15 protein-coding genes and 3 tRNA genes are annotated in these 16002 nt (G+C 39.4%); 8 read left to right on the forward strand and 10 right to left on the reverse strand.

The window, feature by feature from the left end; translation table 11 throughout:
- Positions 1–47: 47 nt before the first annotated feature.
- Both AC5WOE_RS02890 and AC5WOE_RS02895 read left to right on the forward strand, forming a co-directional pair.
- The gene (locus AC5WOE_RS02890) at positions 48–1145 is read left to right on the forward strand and encodes a L,D-transpeptidase family protein (RefSeq protein WP_496048491.1); all 1098 of its coding nucleotides are present in this window, start codon (positions 48–50) and stop codon (positions 1143–1145) included.
- A 300-nt stretch (positions 1146–1445) separates the two neighbouring features.
- Complete coding sequence (locus AC5WOE_RS02895) at positions 1446–1727, forward strand: creatininase family protein (RefSeq protein WP_496052039.1); 282 nt, start codon at positions 1446–1448, stop codon at positions 1725–1727.
- Between the two features lie 184 nt (positions 1728–1911).
- Here AC5WOE_RS02895 and AC5WOE_RS02900 read toward each other — a convergent pair whose 3' ends face one another.
- Positions 1912–2622 carry a DUF1028 domain-containing protein gene (locus AC5WOE_RS02900; protein WP_496051875.1) on the reverse strand — a complete coding sequence of 237 codons (711 nt, stop codon included), beginning with the start codon at positions 2620–2622 and terminating at the stop codon, positions 1912–1914.
- Between the two features lie 238 nt (positions 2623–2860).
- On the opposite strand from AC5WOE_RS02900, the gene AC5WOE_RS02905 reads away from it, so the two are divergent.
- Complete coding sequence (locus tag AC5WOE_RS02905) at positions 2861–3415, forward strand: hypothetical protein (protein WP_496048494.1); 555 nt, start codon at positions 2861–2863, stop codon at positions 3413–3415.
- A gap of 140 nt (positions 3416–3555) precedes the next feature.
- On the forward strand, positions 3556–4074 hold the full coding sequence (locus AC5WOE_RS02910) for a hypothetical protein (RefSeq protein ID WP_496048495.1): 519 nt from the start codon (positions 3556–3558) through the stop codon (positions 4072–4074).
- Positions 4075–4105: 31 nt separating this feature from the next.
- On the opposite strand, the gene nadA is transcribed toward AC5WOE_RS02910, so the two are convergent.
- Genes nadA through nadB form a run of 3 tightly spaced genes read right to left on the reverse strand, consistent with a single transcriptional unit; the run spans position 4106 to position 7584 of the window.
- On the reverse strand, positions 4106–5209 hold the full coding sequence (nadA, locus tag AC5WOE_RS02915) for a quinolinate synthase NadA (protein ID WP_496051876.1): 1104 nt from the start codon (positions 5207–5209) through the stop codon (positions 4106–4108).
- Complete coding sequence (nadC, locus tag AC5WOE_RS02920) at positions 5202–6056, reverse strand: carboxylating nicotinate-nucleotide diphosphorylase (protein WP_496048497.1); 855 nt, start codon at positions 6054–6056, stop codon at positions 5202–5204. The genes nadA and nadC overlap by 8 nt, the downstream gene beginning before the upstream one ends.
- The gene (gene nadB, locus AC5WOE_RS02925; RefSeq protein ID WP_496051877.1) at positions 6022–7584 is read right to left on the reverse strand and encodes an L-aspartate oxidase; all 1563 of its coding nucleotides are present in this window, start codon (positions 7582–7584) and stop codon (positions 6022–6024) included. The genes nadC and nadB overlap by 35 nt, the downstream gene beginning before the upstream one ends.
- A 172-nt stretch (positions 7585–7756) precedes the next feature.
- On the opposite strand from nadB, the gene AC5WOE_RS02930 reads away from it, so the two are divergent.
- Positions 7757–8899, forward strand: coding sequence for a cysteine desulfurase family protein (locus tag AC5WOE_RS02930; RefSeq protein ID WP_496048499.1), 1143 nt, complete (start codon positions 7757–7759; stop codon positions 8897–8899).
- Between the two features lie 19 nt (positions 8900–8918).
- Positions 8919–9581: a hypothetical protein gene (locus AC5WOE_RS02935; RefSeq protein ID WP_496048500.1), complete on the forward strand. Its 663-nt coding sequence runs from the start codon at positions 8919–8921 to the stop codon at positions 9579–9581.
- A 358-nt stretch (positions 9582–9939) separates the two neighbouring features.
- On the opposite strand, the gene pepV is transcribed toward AC5WOE_RS02935, so the two are convergent.
- From pepV to AC5WOE_RS02950, 3 genes are all read right to left on the reverse strand, one after another.
- The gene (gene pepV / locus AC5WOE_RS02940) at positions 9940–11346 is read right to left on the reverse strand and encodes a dipeptidase PepV (protein ID WP_496048501.1); all 1407 of its coding nucleotides are present in this window, start codon (positions 11344–11346) and stop codon (positions 9940–9942) included.
- A 219-nt stretch (positions 11347–11565) separates the two neighbouring features.
- Positions 11566–11883, reverse strand: coding sequence for a hypothetical protein (locus AC5WOE_RS02945; protein ID WP_496048502.1), 318 nt, complete (start codon positions 11881–11883; stop codon positions 11566–11568).
- A 6-nt stretch (positions 11884–11889) separates the two neighbouring features.
- Positions 11890–13371 carry a VWA domain-containing protein gene (locus tag AC5WOE_RS02950; RefSeq protein WP_496048503.1) on the reverse strand — a complete coding sequence of 494 codons (1482 nt, stop codon included), beginning with the start codon at positions 13369–13371 and terminating at the stop codon, positions 11890–11892.
- 161 nt (positions 13372–13532) lie between these two features.
- On the opposite strand from AC5WOE_RS02950, the gene mnmA reads away from it, so the two are divergent.
- Both mnmA and AC5WOE_RS02960 read left to right on the forward strand, forming a co-directional pair.
- On the forward strand, positions 13533–14624 hold the full coding sequence (gene mnmA, locus AC5WOE_RS02955) for a tRNA 2-thiouridine(34) synthase MnmA (RefSeq protein ID WP_496048504.1): 1092 nt from the start codon (positions 13533–13535) through the stop codon (positions 14622–14624).
- Between the two features lie 225 nt (positions 14625–14849).
- The gene (locus AC5WOE_RS02960; protein WP_496048505.1) at positions 14850–15512 is read left to right on the forward strand and encodes a hypothetical protein; all 663 of its coding nucleotides are present in this window, start codon (positions 14850–14852) and stop codon (positions 15510–15512) included.
- 131 nt (positions 15513–15643) lie between these two features.
- Here AC5WOE_RS02960 and AC5WOE_RS02965 read toward each other — a convergent pair.
- The 3 genes from AC5WOE_RS02965 to AC5WOE_RS02975 form a co-directional block, all read right to left on the reverse strand.
- A tRNA-Arg gene (locus tag AC5WOE_RS02965) sits at positions 15644–15720 on the reverse strand.
- A 41-nt stretch (positions 15721–15761) separates the two neighbouring features.
- Positions 15762–15838 (reverse strand) — tRNA-Arg (locus tag AC5WOE_RS02970).
- Between the two features lie 64 nt (positions 15839–15902).
- Positions 15903–15990: transfer RNA gene (locus AC5WOE_RS02975), tRNA-Leu, on the reverse strand.
- Between the last annotated feature and the right edge of the window lie 12 nt (positions 15991–16002).

Consider the following 16002-nt stretch of genomic DNA (forward strand, 5'->3'; position numbering starts at 1 on the left):
TATCTCTTCTATTGGAAGAGTGTGAGCTAAATTTGGAGGGAAATAATTTGAGAAAGTTTCGTTTCATTGGTATTATGGCAGCTTTCGCGCTAGTTTTGCCTTTGATAGGCCTACCAACAAAATCTTTTGCTGCTGAATCGGTAATAACCAAAAAAATCGAAGTAAACAAAACGACAAACTATCTATATTTATATGAGAACGGAAAAGTAGTAAAAACATATCGCGTAGCTACAGGTAAAACCAAAGAATTAACCCCTGAGGGAACTTTCCCAATTGTGGTAAAGATCAATGGTCCAAGTTGGAAAGACGTCCCACCTGGTCCAAATAACCCATTAGGTCCTCGCTGGAACGGGTTTAGTGTCAATGGGGATAATGGAAGATCTTTTGGTATTCATGGTACCAATCAACCTAGCTCCATCGGTACCCATGCATCTCATGGCTGTATTCGGATGTTAAACGAGCAAGTAATCGATCTGTATAACCGCATTTACGAAGGTGTTCCTGTTTGGATTCACACTGGAACGAGTAATGGCACTTGGCGTGGAGATATGAGTGTCGGTCTAAAACCAGCAACGGGTTATGTAAAAACAACCAAAGATGCTACCGCATGGACAGGACCTTCCACTGGTTCCTTCAAAATAACGACGGCAGCGAAAAATACTACGCTGACTCGTACAGGAACTTCCGGAAACTACACCCAAGTAAAACTATCCAATGGCCGTAAAGGATTTATTTATAATGGTGACCTCAATACAGGTCTTACCTTTAAATCAGAATCAGGCTATGTCGAAGTAACCGAAGACAATGCAAATGTAAGAAATTCACCAAACCTTTCCTCCTCTGTGGTGGAAAAGGCCAAAAAAGGTTCTCACTACTTATTGGTTGCCGACAATGGAGAATGGTACCAAGTCAAAACTGCAAGCGGTAAAGTTGCTTATATCAGTCACTTGGTCGCAAAGAAATGGGTAGTAACCGTAACAGCAAGTTCCGCTAACATTCGTGCTTCTGCTTCTATGAATGCTCCAGTGGTTGCAAAAGTATCAAAAGGTACTGTACTGACAAAGTTAGGAATGTCAGGAGAATTCCATAAGATCCGTCTATCAAATGGAACCACCGCTTATATTCATAAGACTGTTGCAAAATAAGATGTAAACGACGCTGTTTTATACGGCGTCGTTTTCTTTTAAGTAAAATTGATATAATTCGGAATATATTTTGACATACACTATAGTAATAGGTATCTTGGCACATGTTAAAGGGGAACAAAAACATGGACAAATTCTCAACTTGGACTGATTTAAAGGGATTAAAAATTGGTTATTGTAAATGGTCATGGAGGAAATTATCTTTTGGGGAATATAGCCCAAGAAATGAATGTTGATAGACCTAGGCTACTAATTACTCCTAATCGAAAGCATTAGGAAATCGCTTATAGAGAATCTGGAATCTCATCCACAACATCAGAAGATATGCATGCAGGAGAGGGGGAAACTTCTATACTGTTACATTTATACAAAGAGAAAAATGTAGTAAAAACAGAAAAATACATAGATGTAGAATCAACAAAGAGAGATCTGTTAACCGTTTTGGGGATGAAAGCCTATACAGAAACAGGAGCAATTGGCGTTCCAACAAGAGCTACTGCTAAAAAAGGTAAGTTGTTATTACATCATTTAGCAAAACAAATGGAATCAACAGTAAAGGAGTTCATCAATCTTGACACGTAAAAAATGGTTAGACATATATGAAGTATTAAGAGATCGAATCATGCATTTTAAATATCCTTCAGGCTGAGAATTCCCAACTAATCTAAAATTGCTGAAAGAGTTTGAAGCTCATTCCGCTACAATTCAAAGCACACTCGACCGGTACATCTGCATGTACCGGTCGATGAGTCCCCCTCACGATTACTTATCGGAGTAGTAGGCCCAAATTGGACCAACATAGACCCAATTTGGACCAACCCTCTTTCTCTATGGCTGATGATAGAAGGAGAAGCTTCATCTCCTCTAGAGATTTTCTTTTATTATCCACTGTGATTCGAGCAACAACCCCGCTTTGATAGTACGTTTTAGGGGTCTCTTCTCTCTTTGCAATAAGGAGTGCAGCAGAACCACCCGTGAAATCAATGGCACCACCGTTGTCTCGACCTACTTCCAATGCTACCAGAAGACGGACGGATAGGCTGGCAAAACCGGCGGTTTGTTCGAATTTCTCGACCATAAGGTCTACCACCTGTTGACGCCGCCTCATAAAACTCCCTTGCACCGTGCAGTTCTCGCCTTGCTTATATCCAGCCGGAGCAGGCGCATCTTTACCTGTATGAACACTACTTTGACCATTGGCATTCATAACGGCAAGCTGCCTCCCTGACTTTGGCCACCGAACGGGCAGGAGATCAGGGTCAGAGTCCAGAAAATGCCTGACAATGCCTTCTGGGGACATCCCTTTCTTGAGCAATCTAAGTCCTTCTGGACCATATCGCTCATTTGTATGACCTTGTGTAGCAACCCCTCCATCTCTGGAGACATGCAAAAACTGACTTGCTGTGCGGCTATGGGAATATACCGCTTCTCCGATTTCACCTGTGTCCGGGTCAAAACCAAGGATAGAAATGGTCAACGTCCTCTCCTCTCGAATCTCTATCTTGTTGAGGAACTAAATTGATTATATCAGAATTATCTGCATTGTATAAATGGAGATCTTTTATTTAGTTGATCTTAGCGATCTATGGTAGAGAAATCATTAGAGAACGCAGGGAGCAGCAAAAATAAATCCAACAGACTACTTGGATTACTAGGATTCTTTGCATTATACTAAAGAGCGATACTATTAACTCTAACATCTTGAGGTGGGTCGCTTGAAGAAAAAGCTCAGATATGGCCTATTGTTCCTTTCCCTATTTGTCATCTCTAGTCTTCCTATTGGTTGTTCTCTATTTAGCGGGTTGGATGATGCGCAAAAAACAAGTGTAACCTTTTTAAATTCGTATTTTGCCAAATCAACAGACCCTTCCGCTGAAGAGCGATACCAAACAATGTCCTCTCTGGTCTCCAATAAGTTCGACAATAACCTCTTGCAGCCCGAATATAAAAAAAACATGTTGAAGTTTATCCAAAAATTTATGACAAATGGAGTAAGCAAACCATATTTTATAGCGGATAATCCAAATGATCCCCAAACAGAAACTCTGCGTTCTATCATAGCTCGTTTTCCGAAGGGAACATTTACAGAGGCGAATGCTGTCATCGGAATCAATAAAGCAGATTCGGAATCTTATGCGATTTTAACCTTAAATAAAGAATCAGACAGTTGGAAGATCATCGATTTAGAAAACATAGATGTGGTCAAAGCAAAGATTCAAAAAAATAAAATGAAGTGGATAGAAGTAAAACCAACTGATTTTTTAGATTAACAAAGAGCTGGAAAATTCCAGCTCTTTGTCGTTTTGATATATAAATAATTTCGTATATGAATAAATGCAAACTATTCTTTTGATAAGTATTTTTATATATAATGAAAAAGTGACAAAATTACGTACATGAGGTGTATGATTTGAAAAAACGATTGCATTACGGACTTGTTTTTATTTCCTTATTTGTGATTTTTAGTTTTACGACGGGCTGCTTTGGAGGTTTAGATGATGCGCAAGAAATCGCTGCTACCTATATAAATGCATTATATGCTAAATCTGATTCTCCATCTGCTGAGGAAAGATATCAAAAGATAGTTTCCACCATCTCCACCAATGCTGATGCAAATCCTTCGGAACATAGGGACGATATCATCAAAATTATTCAAGAAGGAATGACAAAAGGATTAAATAAACCGTATTATATTGCAGATAACCTTAATGATCCCCAATCCGATACTCGTCATTCCATTATCGTCCGAATCCCAAAAGATGCAATTGCAGTAGATGAGTTCAATAAGGATAAAGACACATATGTGAATATGATCCTTACCAAAGAAGGCGATGATTGGAAAATTTTAGATTTCAAAGATTTAGATAGCGACACTCCGCAAGGCAATATAGAATGGAAAGAAGTTAATCCTACTGATTATTTAGATTGAAAAAGTTGGAGGGAATAGTCCTCCAACTTTTTTATTTTCCTGCTTGAAACATGCGATCCAATGCGACTTTAGACCAATGAATGATCTCTGGTGCCACCTCAATTTGATTGACTGGATTTCCCTCTACAACACTTTCTAATGCCCATAACAAATGAGGCCGGTCAATACGATTCATCGTTAAACATGGACACATCGTGGTACTGAGCAATTCAATATGTTTATCCGGGTGTTCCTTAGCAAGACGCCCAACTAAGTTTACTTCTGTGCCAATAGCCCATTTACTTCCCACAGGGGCTGCTTCAATCATTTTGATAATGTAATCAGTGGAACCATTAAAATCAGACTGCTGAACAACTTCAAATGAACATTCAGGATGAACCAATACTTTGATTTCGGGATCACGTTTACGCACTTGTTCGATATGTGCTGTCGTAAACTTTTGATGAACGCTGCAATGTCCTTTCCATAAAATCATCTGTACCTCATCTAATTCTCCAGTAACTGCTTCTAACCTTGCAGTATGTGGATTCCAGATCACCATTTGCTCCAGAGGAATGTTCAGCTGACCATAAGCCGTATTTCTCCCCAAATGTTGATCAGGTAAAAACAAGATCCGTTTCTTTTGTGAATACGCCCATGTGAGCACTTCTTTTGCATTGGAAGAAGTACAAGTAGTTCCCCCATGTTTCCCAACAAATGCTTTGATTGCAGCTGTTGAATTTACATAAGTTACAGGGATAATCGTATCACCAAATTGCTCAACCAATAGCTCCCAAGCTTCTTCCACATCTTCTATATCTGCCATGTCTGCCATCGAACATCCTGCTTGCAGATCAGGAAGAACAATAATTTGATCATCAGCAGCAAGTGTGTCGGCAGTCTCTGCCATAAAATGAACACCACAGAAAATAATAACTTTGGCATCCCGCTCTCTTGCACCAATCTGCGATAAATTCAAGGAATCTCCTCGAAAATCTGCGTATTGGATCACATCATCACGTTGATAGTGATGACCTAGAATCACCAAGTCGCGTCCGAGAGTTGCTTTTGCTCTTCTTATTCTCTCATCCAGTTCTCCATCAGAAATCTCGCGATACACTTCTGGTAGTTGCAAATCAGTTTGAATATTAAGCATGATTCTCTATCCCTTCTTCCACAAAGTCCAAGCTAATATCTAACGCAGTTGCTGAATGGGTGAGATATCCAACTGAAACAGCGTTTACGCCAGTTTCTGCAATACTGCGAATGGTATCTGGAGTAATTCCACCTGATGCTTCTGTCCATACTTTTCCATCGATCATTGCTACAGCTTTGCGCAATGTTTCGACGTCCATATTGTCCAACAGCAAAGCATGAATAGGCAGTGATAAAGCTTCTTGAACTTGTTCCAAAGTATCTGCTTCTACCTCGATTTGCACCATATGACCAACACTTTTTTGGACCTTTTTTACTGCATTTTGCAAACTACCCGCAAAAGCAATATGATTGTCTTTCAACATTACACCATGACTGAGTCCAAAGCGGTGATTGGTTCCGCCACCTGTCCGTACAGCGTATTTTTCAAATTGTCTAAGGCCTGGTGTTGTTTTGCGGGTATCCAAGACCCGACAATCTAATCCTTCTAATTGATCTACTAGTTGTCGTGTGAGCGTTGCAATTCCAGACATACGCTGTAGTAAATTTAGAGCGACTCGTTCTGCTGTCAATATTGCTCTTGTCGATCCTGATAAGACTGCAAGGCTTTGATAGGCTTCGACTTTCTGACCATCTGCTACCTGAGCTTGGAACTCTAAATGCGGATCTAATTCCTGAAAGACGAGAGCAACAATAGGCAAACCAGCGATAACACCCGGTTGCTTAGCCAATAATACAGCTGAACTTTGGCGGTTTGCTTCCACTAGTGATTCGGTTGTAATATCTCCTGCTCCAATATCTTCGTTCAACATCTCACGAATGGATTGACGCAATTGAATGGGATTCATGCAGTTGTTTCTCCTCCACTGTATACTGTCGAGAAGCCCAGATTTCGATGGTTTCGGGATAATCAGACCGAAAATGTCCTCCTCGACTCTCTTCTCTCCAAAGTGATGACTGTAATATCACTTGTGCAACTTGTAACATATTTTGGGATTCTAGACAGGATGATGGCAATTGTAATGAAATGGATTTTAATTCTTTTAGCCCTTGCTCCATCTCGTCTTTAGTCCGTGTTATTCCCGCATATTTCCACATTAATTGTTGAATCTGTTGTTTCCACTGATCTTCATTTTGTTTATTATTGCACAATCTTAACGATACATCAGCACCTTGTAAAGCTGTAAATGTCTTTCTCGGCAATGAAGATAGACTCTGAGCTACCTTTCTAGCAAATACTGCTCCTTCTAACAATGAATTGCTCGCTAATCGATTTGCACCATGTACACCCGTACACGCTACTTCACCACAGGCGTAAAGTCTGGGAATGGTGGTTCGTCCCTTTCGATCTGTCTTGACTCCACCCATCACAAAATGGGCAGCAGGAGTAACTGGAATCAGATCAACTCTCGGGTCAATACCAGCTTCCCTACAAGTAGCAAAAATGGTTGGAAAACGACTGGCAAAGCTGTCTTTTTGTTGTCTCGCATCCAAATATACACGATGGCCATGCATCGTTTCCTGATAGATTGCTCTTGATACAATATCTCTTGGAGCTAAATCTCCCCAATCCGAGTACTTTTTCATAAAGGGTACTTCATCTTCAGTTACTAACACAGCTCCCTCTCCACGAACTGCTTCCGAAATCAAAAACATCGGATTTCGGTCAAGATGAAGTGCAGTAGGATGGAACTGAACAAATTCCATATCTGTGAGAACTGCTCCAGCACGGTAAGCCATAGCCAGCCCATCTCCCGTAGAGACCAGATCATTGGTAGTGTACTGATAGACTTGACCGCAGCCACCAGTTGCTAACACGACACCATAGTGCGCAAAGTATTGCGTTGTACCATGATTGAGGTCAGCAGCGTAGACACCAATACATTCACCATCCTCCATCATAAGGTCTACTACCATAGTATGAGAAACAAACGAAATCGATGGATGCTGATTTGCTTTGAGCAAGAGAGAATCGATGATGCCTTTACCTGTTGCATCTCCTGTCACATGTAAAATACGCGGTTTACTATGTGAACCTTCTTTCGCCAAAGCATATCCCGTTTCATTGCGATCAAACGGTGTCCCCCAATCTGCTAACAGCGAAATTATCTCTGGTCCCATCTGAACAAGCATTTCGACAGAATCACCATCTGCATGGCCAACGCCTGTGCGCAGTGTATCCTCCAAATGCAGCCTAGCAGAATCCCCCTCTCCAATTGCTGCCGCAATTCCCCCTTGGGCCCGATAGGAATTGCATGCTTCTTCACTGGATTTTGTGATAATTATCACATTTCCATGCTGTGCAAGCGATAATGCAGTAGTTAAACCAGCAATCCCGCTGCCAATAACTAGGAAATCTGTTTCTCTTGCTGTCATATCGTGCATCCTTTCACATAAGATACATTTGTTCACAGATCTATCACTTTTATTTTCGCAGGATCTGCGATAATGTCAACAAAAATTTCACATCTCCGCTGACGTTTGTTTTCGTTATAATGATAAACATGAAGGAAAAGTCTTCGTCTCAAAAAAAAGGATGGTGAAAAGGATGTCTCTTTATCTCGATTATGGAGCCACAAGCCCTGTACGCAAAGAAGTATTAGACAGCATGCTGCCTTTTTTCTCCGAAGTATTCGGAAATCCAGGCAGTATACACGATATGGGAAGACAAGCCCATTCTCATATTCAAGCAGCAAGAGAACAAATTGCTCATGCGATAGGAGCATCTTCGCCAAGGGAAATTCTTTTTACTAGCAGCGGTACGGAGGCGAATAATTTAGCAATAATTGGCACATCACTCTATCAGCAAAAGCGAGGTAACCATATTATTACCTCTGCAATCGAACATCCTTCTGTCTTAGAAGCTTGTCGTTATTTAGAACAATTAGGCTTTGGAGTCACCTATCTTCCTGTAGATCAATTTGGACAAATCAGCGTCTTCGATGTGGAACAAGCGATTACTCCCAAAACGATTTTGATAAGTGTGATGGCTGCTAATAATGAAGTAGGTACGATTCAACCTATTAAACAAATCGCTCAGTTGATAAAAGACAAAGAGATACTTTTGCATACAGATGCCGTACAATTTTTTGGAAAATTACCTTGCGATGTCGAAGAATTAGGAGTAGACCTCTTGTCGATTGGCAGTCATAAAATATATGGACCAAAAGGTATTGGTTCCCTCTATGTCCGAAAAGGAGTAAGACTTACACCTCTTCTACATGGCGGTGGTCAAGAGAGAAATTGGCGTCCAAGTACACTCAATACTCCTGCGATTGTAGGTTTTGGGAAAGCAGCTTCGTTAATTGTAGAAGAATTAGCACCAGAAAAAACAAGACAAGAAGAAATTCGCGACTATTGTTGGAGAGGGCTGCAACAATTAGGAGATGTTGTACTCAATGGTCATCCAACTGATCGATTGCCCAATAACATAAATGTGAGCTTCGAGCGATTAGAAGGACAAGCCATTTTACTTGAACTAAATCGAAAACAAATTTATGTATCTAGCGGCTCCGCATGCAGTGCTGGAAAGCATTTACCTTCTCATGTATTGATGGCTATGGGAAATGATCTGGATAATGCTTACCAGAGTTTGCGATTTACGATCGGAAAAGATACAACAAAGGAAGATATCGACTATGTTTTATCCGAGCTTAAAAAAATTACACATTATTTGAAATCCATTATTTAGGAGGGTTTCCATCTGACAAATGTGGAACAATATCTCAAAGTTATCACGTAATCTGTTAATCACCACTATCATTTCTGCTGTTTTGTGGGTACTTTACATCTTAACCCAGCAGTGGAATTACCAAAAACCAGAGCAGGTTTATCTCATCGGCACTAACTTATCTTATGGGCTGTCATTTGTGTTTTTCTTTGTTTTGATTTTGTTTGTTTTGTCCTTTATCCATAATCGGTTTCATGCCAAAAAGCTCCGTCTTCGATTCATTTTATTTTCCATCTTCTATCTCATCATGGGACCTTTGACAGTGCTCGGATTTGATAACTATCTACTACTTACTCAAAACGGTATCCAGTATAATACCTTTTTTAATATCGAAGATTCCAAAGTGAGAGAATGGCATGAAATCAATCAATTGGAACTTGATTACATAATCAAAGAACATAAAAATACTTATACACAAAACGATTTACGTCTATTATTTACGCTTCGTTTTGATGATGGTACATCGATTGATTTAAACAACTATAACTCTCCACTCTATCGAAAAGATCAATTTTTAAAACTCATCGCCGTCTTAAAGAAAAACGATATCCCAATCAAAATCAAGAAACCTTTACCCAAAGAATTAAAAGATTCAGGGTCCTATTTGTACCAATTATTTTCCCAAAAGCCTACTTCTCCTTAGACAGTAGGTTTTTTCATAGAAAAATGAAAGCGATCCCAATTAAACTCTTGATTATTATCAAAAAATTAAATAAAATAGAGGTGTAACTGCTCCCCTCCGACAAGAAAGGTACTATTTGACCCATTCGGAATGAAGGGAGAATATCATGGTCGACATCTTGGCCACTGATCCCGACTACCAGATCGAAACAAAGAAGCGAACCGGTGGAGGAAATGGACAACAGGGTTGATCACCCTCCATAGCGACGGCATGGCTAGTTTAACCAACTAGTCATGCCGCCGCCCCAATTTGCAAACAAATGAAATAAAACATAAAAAAAGACTTGAACCACGAGGTTCAAGTCTTTTTGAGGTATCAATTATTTTGCTAATTCATATATCGCTTGCGCATAAATCCCCATCGCACGAATCAGATCATCTACTTCGATATACTCATCGGTTTGATGCGCTGTTTCTACTTTTCCAGGGAATATAGGACCATAAGCAACACAATTTTTCAATGCTCTGGCATAAGTTGCACCAGCTACTGCTAAAGATTGAGAAGGCAATCCAGTCTGCTCCTCATAAACTCTCGCTAACGTTTTCACCAAAGGATGATTGTTATCAAAAGAATGTCCTGGTTTGTTATCCGTATACAACGGTTTAAAACCATAAGCAGCTAATTTTTCATCTAACTTTTCACCCAGTTGTTTCCCATCAGCGTGGATAGGGTAGCGGATATTGACACGAATGAACTGTTCTTTTTGACGTTCATAGCGATAAACACCAACATTGACAGTGAGTTTCCCAACGATATCATCTTCTGTCACCATATCTAATTTTTCACCGAAAACACTATCGACGAAACAATCATTGATCATTTGTACATATTGATGACCATGGGAATCAAGGGGAAGAGTGATCAAAAATCTCGTCAATTCCAGAGCTGCACTTAATCCTTTCTCCGGTTCGGAGCCGTGATGTGCTCGACCATGCAATACTAATTTGACATGATCATCTGCTTCTTCGGCATACCCTTCTAAACGATGAGTCATCAAAAATTGTTGGTAAGCTTCTTTCAACTCAAATACGTCTCCTGCCCCACCAATAATAGCTGTGGCATATTCAGGAACCATATTTACACGCCTTCCTGACTGGAAAGATTCTAAAATCCACTGACTGTCTTCTACCGAATCAGTTGTCCAATCTTTTGCTAACTGTACATCTAGAAATCCTTTTTCTGCTGTGATAATAGGGAATTCTGCATCTGGAGTAAATCCTACAGAAGGCATTTCTTCATGGGACAAATAATGATCCATACATCTCCAATGCGTTTCTTCATCCGTACCCATGATTAACCGAACCCGTTTCGAAACAGGTAAGTTTAGTTCTTTGATGATCTTTAAAGCAAAATAAGCTGCCAATGTAGGCCCTTTGTCATCTGTAGCGCCTCGGGCATACAGCTTTCCACTACGGATATCTGGTGAAAATGGTGGAGTTGTCCAACCTTCGGTAGCTGGCACTACATCAATATGAGATAGAATCCCAACAATTTCTTCTCCACTTCCATATTCAATATGCCCAGCGTAACCGGATAAATTTTTGACAGTGAAACCATCTGATTGACCAAGATTCAACATAAATTGCAATGCATCATTAATCGATTTTCCAAATGGGGCTCCTTCTGTTGCTGTTGATTCATCTAAAACGCTTGGAATTTTCAAAAAATCTACTAATTTATCTAAAAAAACATCCCTCTTTGATTCTGCCTCTGATATCCAGTTCATCATGAACTCCTCCTGTCATACTACACCATATGTATCAAGTAACGCTTTTTAACATTGTCACACAAAAATAGGCGACTTTTGACTCTTTCGAGGTTCACATCGAAGAAGTCGAAATAAAATGGATAAACAAATAAAAACTTAAAAATTAAGTATAACCTATCAGCCGATAAACTTTCCAATATAACGAAAAAATAAAGCTACCTATAAGTAGCTTTCACATCAAGCATGTACACTATTCGATAGAAAGTTTCCTTCTATCCAAAGGTACAACAGATTTAAATCACAGATACAGCTCGAGATTTCAGTCATCTCTCCCATCAGCTCATAAAATCCTGTCTCATCTACCCGATCCAACTGATCAAAGTACTCCATATATCGTTGTTCAAACGTTTTAATCGCTTCTGGTATTTTGGCACAGACCGTTTGACATAATAATTCAAAGTTAGCTTGTTCGTTATCACTCAATTGATCGTATTCTACAAAAAGAACTGGCTTTGAAATCCCAAGACGCTCATCCTGCTGCAATGTATACTTCATAGCTGTCTACTCCTCAGGTTTGTCCGGAATATCTTGAATAACTTTTTCCGCTTGCTTTAACAATCCTTTTTTCTTTCCTTCGTACGGTTTCAATTGCACTTCATTTTGCTTCCATTTTTTATCCATGTCTATCATTGCATCTGAAAACGACTGCTTTAACTCTGCTTCTTTGGCGTGCATTTTTTGTTCTGTAAAACCTAGTACACCTTCGTAACGACTATCAATCCAACCTTTTATCTTGTTATATTCTGTAGGGTTGATTTTCTTTTCGTTTTTGATTTGTATATTCGCATCCGTCAGCCGCTTGTGTTCATTATTCAAATTTGTAACGATCGATTGATATTTCCGATCAAGACGCTGCTGAGTAACCTGATATCCCTTGACCATTTTTTGAATCGATCTCACTTGCCAAGGTTCATTGACTTGTTTTACTTCATTTGCATGCACACGGGCTATTTGCTCCAAATCAATTATATCTTCAATTGGCTGGTACTCTCCACCTGTGGACTCCGCTAATTGAGTGAGTTCATTTTCATCTTTCGTTGGAACATCAATACCAATTACATTAACCATTACACCCATTTTAGACGAACGTATAGCCTCGATTTGTTGAGTCAAATCAGCTCCACAAGTATCCGAACTATCTGCGATTACATAGATGATGTTTTCGTTGTTAGCTTTTTGATTTTTCACCAGATCATTCATCGTGTTATGTAGTGCCTCTATTAACGGACTCCAGCCTGTTGGTTTCTCTTTACTGAAACTTTTATTCAATTTGGCTGGTTGAGTGGGATAACCTTGGTAAACTAATTCCGTTTTGGAACAAGAAACCTCTTTATCCTTCTTTCTTGGACCACCTTCATGACCAAAAAAACGAACCATAAAATTAGCGTTTACAGGCAATTGTTTCATATAAGTAGTAGTAAATTGCTTAGCCCATTCATAACGTGATTTTCCTCTATACTCATTTGCCATAGTGGAGCTAGCATCTACTAAAACAGCTATATTGGTCGGTTTTAAAGGTTTTGCTGGAGGTTTCGAATCAGCCGCGGGTTCCCCATAGGACAATACTCTGATCTTTGCTTGGTAGTTGGGAGCTAACATACTTGACAAACTCTCTAAGTCATATTTGTAATTTTGACCTACCAAACCAAGCAAGTAAGCATATACTGCATCTTCTGCTAAACCTTCTGGCATTACTTTAAGAGCCTCAGCAACACTACCTGCTTTATATGGTTCTGTTGCATACCTGCCTTTGCCCTTATCCTCTAAAATATTCCGCAGAATTGGTGAAGGAGTTGGGGGGACAAACTCTTGCTCATATATCTGTTTTTCCTCGCTTACATTATCACGTGTATCTGTCTTTTTTTCACTTACATTCTCTACTTCATTACCTGTAACTTGTTGTATTTTTTCAATAACCAATGAGCATCCAGTTATGGTCACTAATAAAAAACAAGCTAAAAGGGAAAGTTTAACAAATTTCATAATGCCTCCTACCACCCTACAGTGCTTCTCTAAGCTTACTGGATCACTTGCGCTTTGACAACCATCCTTAGCGTGATTACCTGTTATGGTCACATTTTTGCGCGAAAGAGCAACATGCCTTATAATGAGAAAAACTAACAAATAGAATGTGTGATGACCAAATGGATAAAAGGAAAATACGTGTTGTAGTAGGAATGTCAGGAGGAGTAGATTCTTCTGTGACAGCATACCTGCTCAAACAACAAGGATATGATGTCGTCGGTTTGTTTATGAAAAACTGGGACGACACAGACGAATTTGGTCACTGTACTGCTACAGAGGATTTCGAAGATGTACGCAGAGTGGCTACTCAAATCGGAATCCCTTATTACTCCGTTAATTTCGAGAAAGAGTACGCAGATAAAGTATTCCAATATTTTCTCGATGAATATAAAGCAGGCAGAACACCTAACCCAGATGTGATGTGTAATCGAGAAATCAAATTTGGCGATTTTCAAGAAAAAGCAAAGCAGTTAGGCGCAGATTACATCGCAACTGGACACTATGCAAGGGTAGAACATAGTGAACAAGGCTCTACTTTATTACGAGGTATAGACCCTACAAAAGATCAATCATATTTTTTATATGCGGTGCATCGTGCACAGCTCGATCACGTTCTTTTCCCAATAGGACACTTACAAAAAGCAGAAGTTCGAAAAATAGCAGAAGAGGCCGGATTAGCAACTGCTAAGAAAAAAGATAGTACAGGCATTTGTTTTATTGGAGAAAAGAACTTTCGACAATTCCTCAGCCAATACTTGCCTGCAAAACCCGGGGAAATCCACACTATGGATGGCAAACGAATTGGAGAACACGATGGATTGATGTACTATACGCTCGGACAACGTCAAGGACTTCGTATCGGAGGATCAGAAACGGGTACAGGGGAACCATGGTTTGTAGCAAAAAAAGACGTTAAAAACAACATTCTATATGTTGCCCAAGGACACAATAATGAAGCGCTGTTTTCCGCAGGGCTTACCGCCAGCCATCTCAACTGGTTACAAGCAGAACAGCCGCAAGAACCCTTCACCTGTACAGCGAAGTTTCGCTACCGCCAAGTAGATGTACCTGTGACCGTCACCCCAAACAGTGACGGCACTGTCACCGTACACTATGCCGAAAAAGAGCGGGCCGTGACACCCGGACAATCTGTTGTCTTTTACGACAAAGAACGATGCCTTGGCGGTGGAATTATCGAGAAAACATTTTAACAGAGGTCACTCCTCTGTTTTTTTGTGTCTATTTGCCGGAAACGAAATTATCGCAATATAAGTCTTTTTTACAAATAATTTAGGACTTATCAAATACAAAAATTATGTATATGAAAAATTGAAATATATAAATAATAAAAAATTGAATTTAATAATAAATAAAATTATATTTATGATGAGTCCAATTTTTTATTGGTCTAACACAGACAACAAGGGTGTGGAAACATGAGCTTTCTCTCAAATATTATTCATTTTTTGGTGGCTTATCGATTTTTTTTACTTTTTGGATTTATCTTCGTCGGGATAGTACTTCCCTTATTATTTAAATACTCCAAGCGGGGCACTGTTGGAGTCGTCATTTCTGTTCTATTTTTCTTAATTGGTATTGTAAATGTGATCTGGGGAACCGATTTAAATAATGTATTTTTGAATAAAAATGGGAAAATAGCTGAGGCAGTGGTAACTAAAACAGAAATGACAAATAGTACTTACAATGATATTCCAATTGAACGTTATTACTTGTTGATTCTTACAACAGCAAATAAAACGATCCAAACAACATTTGAGAGCACAGCCTTTAACATTTATCCAGCCCCTGAGAATGGTTATATCTATCCCAACCAAGGTGAAAGATTTATGATCAAGTATATTCCCGGTGCAGAAGATAACTTTATTATTTTAACCAATATAAATTCGTCCTATAGTAAAAGATTGGCTTGTGATACTTACTTCAAAGAAATGGAAGATTCAAAAACAGAATATGAATTTAACCCATCCAATGCTACTTTTAAAAATAAATATTCAGCCACTTTGCGCAAGTACATTTCTAATAAATGTAATCTTGCAGAACAATATCAAAAAGAATGGGAAATTCTCCAAAGAAAATAACTCCTCTAGTGGACTGCATTTTCCCATTCTATTAAACTGAAAGAATGGATTCAAAATTTTATAGTAACTATATTTAACAACTTGCATGAAAGATCAAAAAAGATGAAAGCATGTGCTTTCATCTTTTTGTTTGGCGGGCCCTAGAGGAGTCGAACCCCTAACCTTCTGATCCGTAGTCAGACACTCTATCCAGTTGAGCTAAGAGCCCATATTCATTTTGCAAGACGTTATCATTCATTGTTGAAAAAATGGCGGGCCCTAGAGGAGTCGAACCCCTAACCTTCTGATCCGTAGTCAGACACTCTATCCAGTTGAGCTAAGAGCCCGTATTCATTTTGCAACAACGAAATCCATCATAACTCTTTCACACATAAAAGTCAAGCACTTTTTTGGTGCGGATGAGAGGATTTGAACCTCCACGGTCATCATGACCACAAGAACCTGAATCTTGCGCGTCTGCCAATTCCGCCACACCCGCATAAGCAAGCGG

It is taken from the genome of Shimazuella sp. NTD248 (assembly GCF_059510395.1).

What these genes read in the sequence shown, in the direction of transcription:
- nadA (WP_496051876.1), bottom strand. Translation starts at nt 5,209, where the DNA reads ATGCTTAATATTCAAACTGATTTGCAACTACCAGAAGTGTATCGCGAG.
- nadC (WP_496048497.1), bottom strand. Translation starts at nt 6,056, where the DNA reads ATGAATCCCATTCAATTGCGTCAATCCATTCGTGAGATGTTGAACGAA.
- nadB (WP_496051877.1), bottom strand. Translation starts at nt 7,584, where the DNA reads ATGACAGCAAGAGAAACAGATTTCCTAGTTATTGGCAGCGGGATTGCT.
- AC5WOE_RS02930 (WP_496048499.1), top strand. Translation starts at nt 7,757, where the DNA reads ATGTCTCTTTATCTCGATTATGGAGCCACAAGCCCTGTACGCAAAGAA.
- AC5WOE_RS02935 (WP_496048500.1), top strand. Translation starts at nt 8,919, where the DNA reads ATGTGGAACAATATCTCAAAGTTATCACGTAATCTGTTAATCACCACT.
- pepV (WP_496048501.1), bottom strand. Translation starts at nt 11,346, where the DNA reads ATGAACTGGATATCAGAGGCAGAATCAAAGAGGGATGTTTTTTTAGAT.
- AC5WOE_RS02945 (WP_496048502.1), bottom strand. Translation starts at nt 11,883, where the DNA reads ATGAAGTATACATTGCAGCAGGATGAGCGTCTTGGGATTTCAAAGCCA.
- AC5WOE_RS02950 (WP_496048503.1), bottom strand. Translation starts at nt 13,371, where the DNA reads ATGAAATTTGTTAAACTTTCCCTTTTAGCTTGTTTTTTATTAGTGACC.
- mnmA (WP_496048504.1), top strand. Translation starts at nt 13,533, where the DNA reads ATGGATAAAAGGAAAATACGTGTTGTAGTAGGAATGTCAGGAGGAGTA.
- AC5WOE_RS02960 (WP_496048505.1), top strand. Translation starts at nt 14,850, where the DNA reads ATGAGCTTTCTCTCAAATATTATTCATTTTTTGGTGGCTTATCGATTT.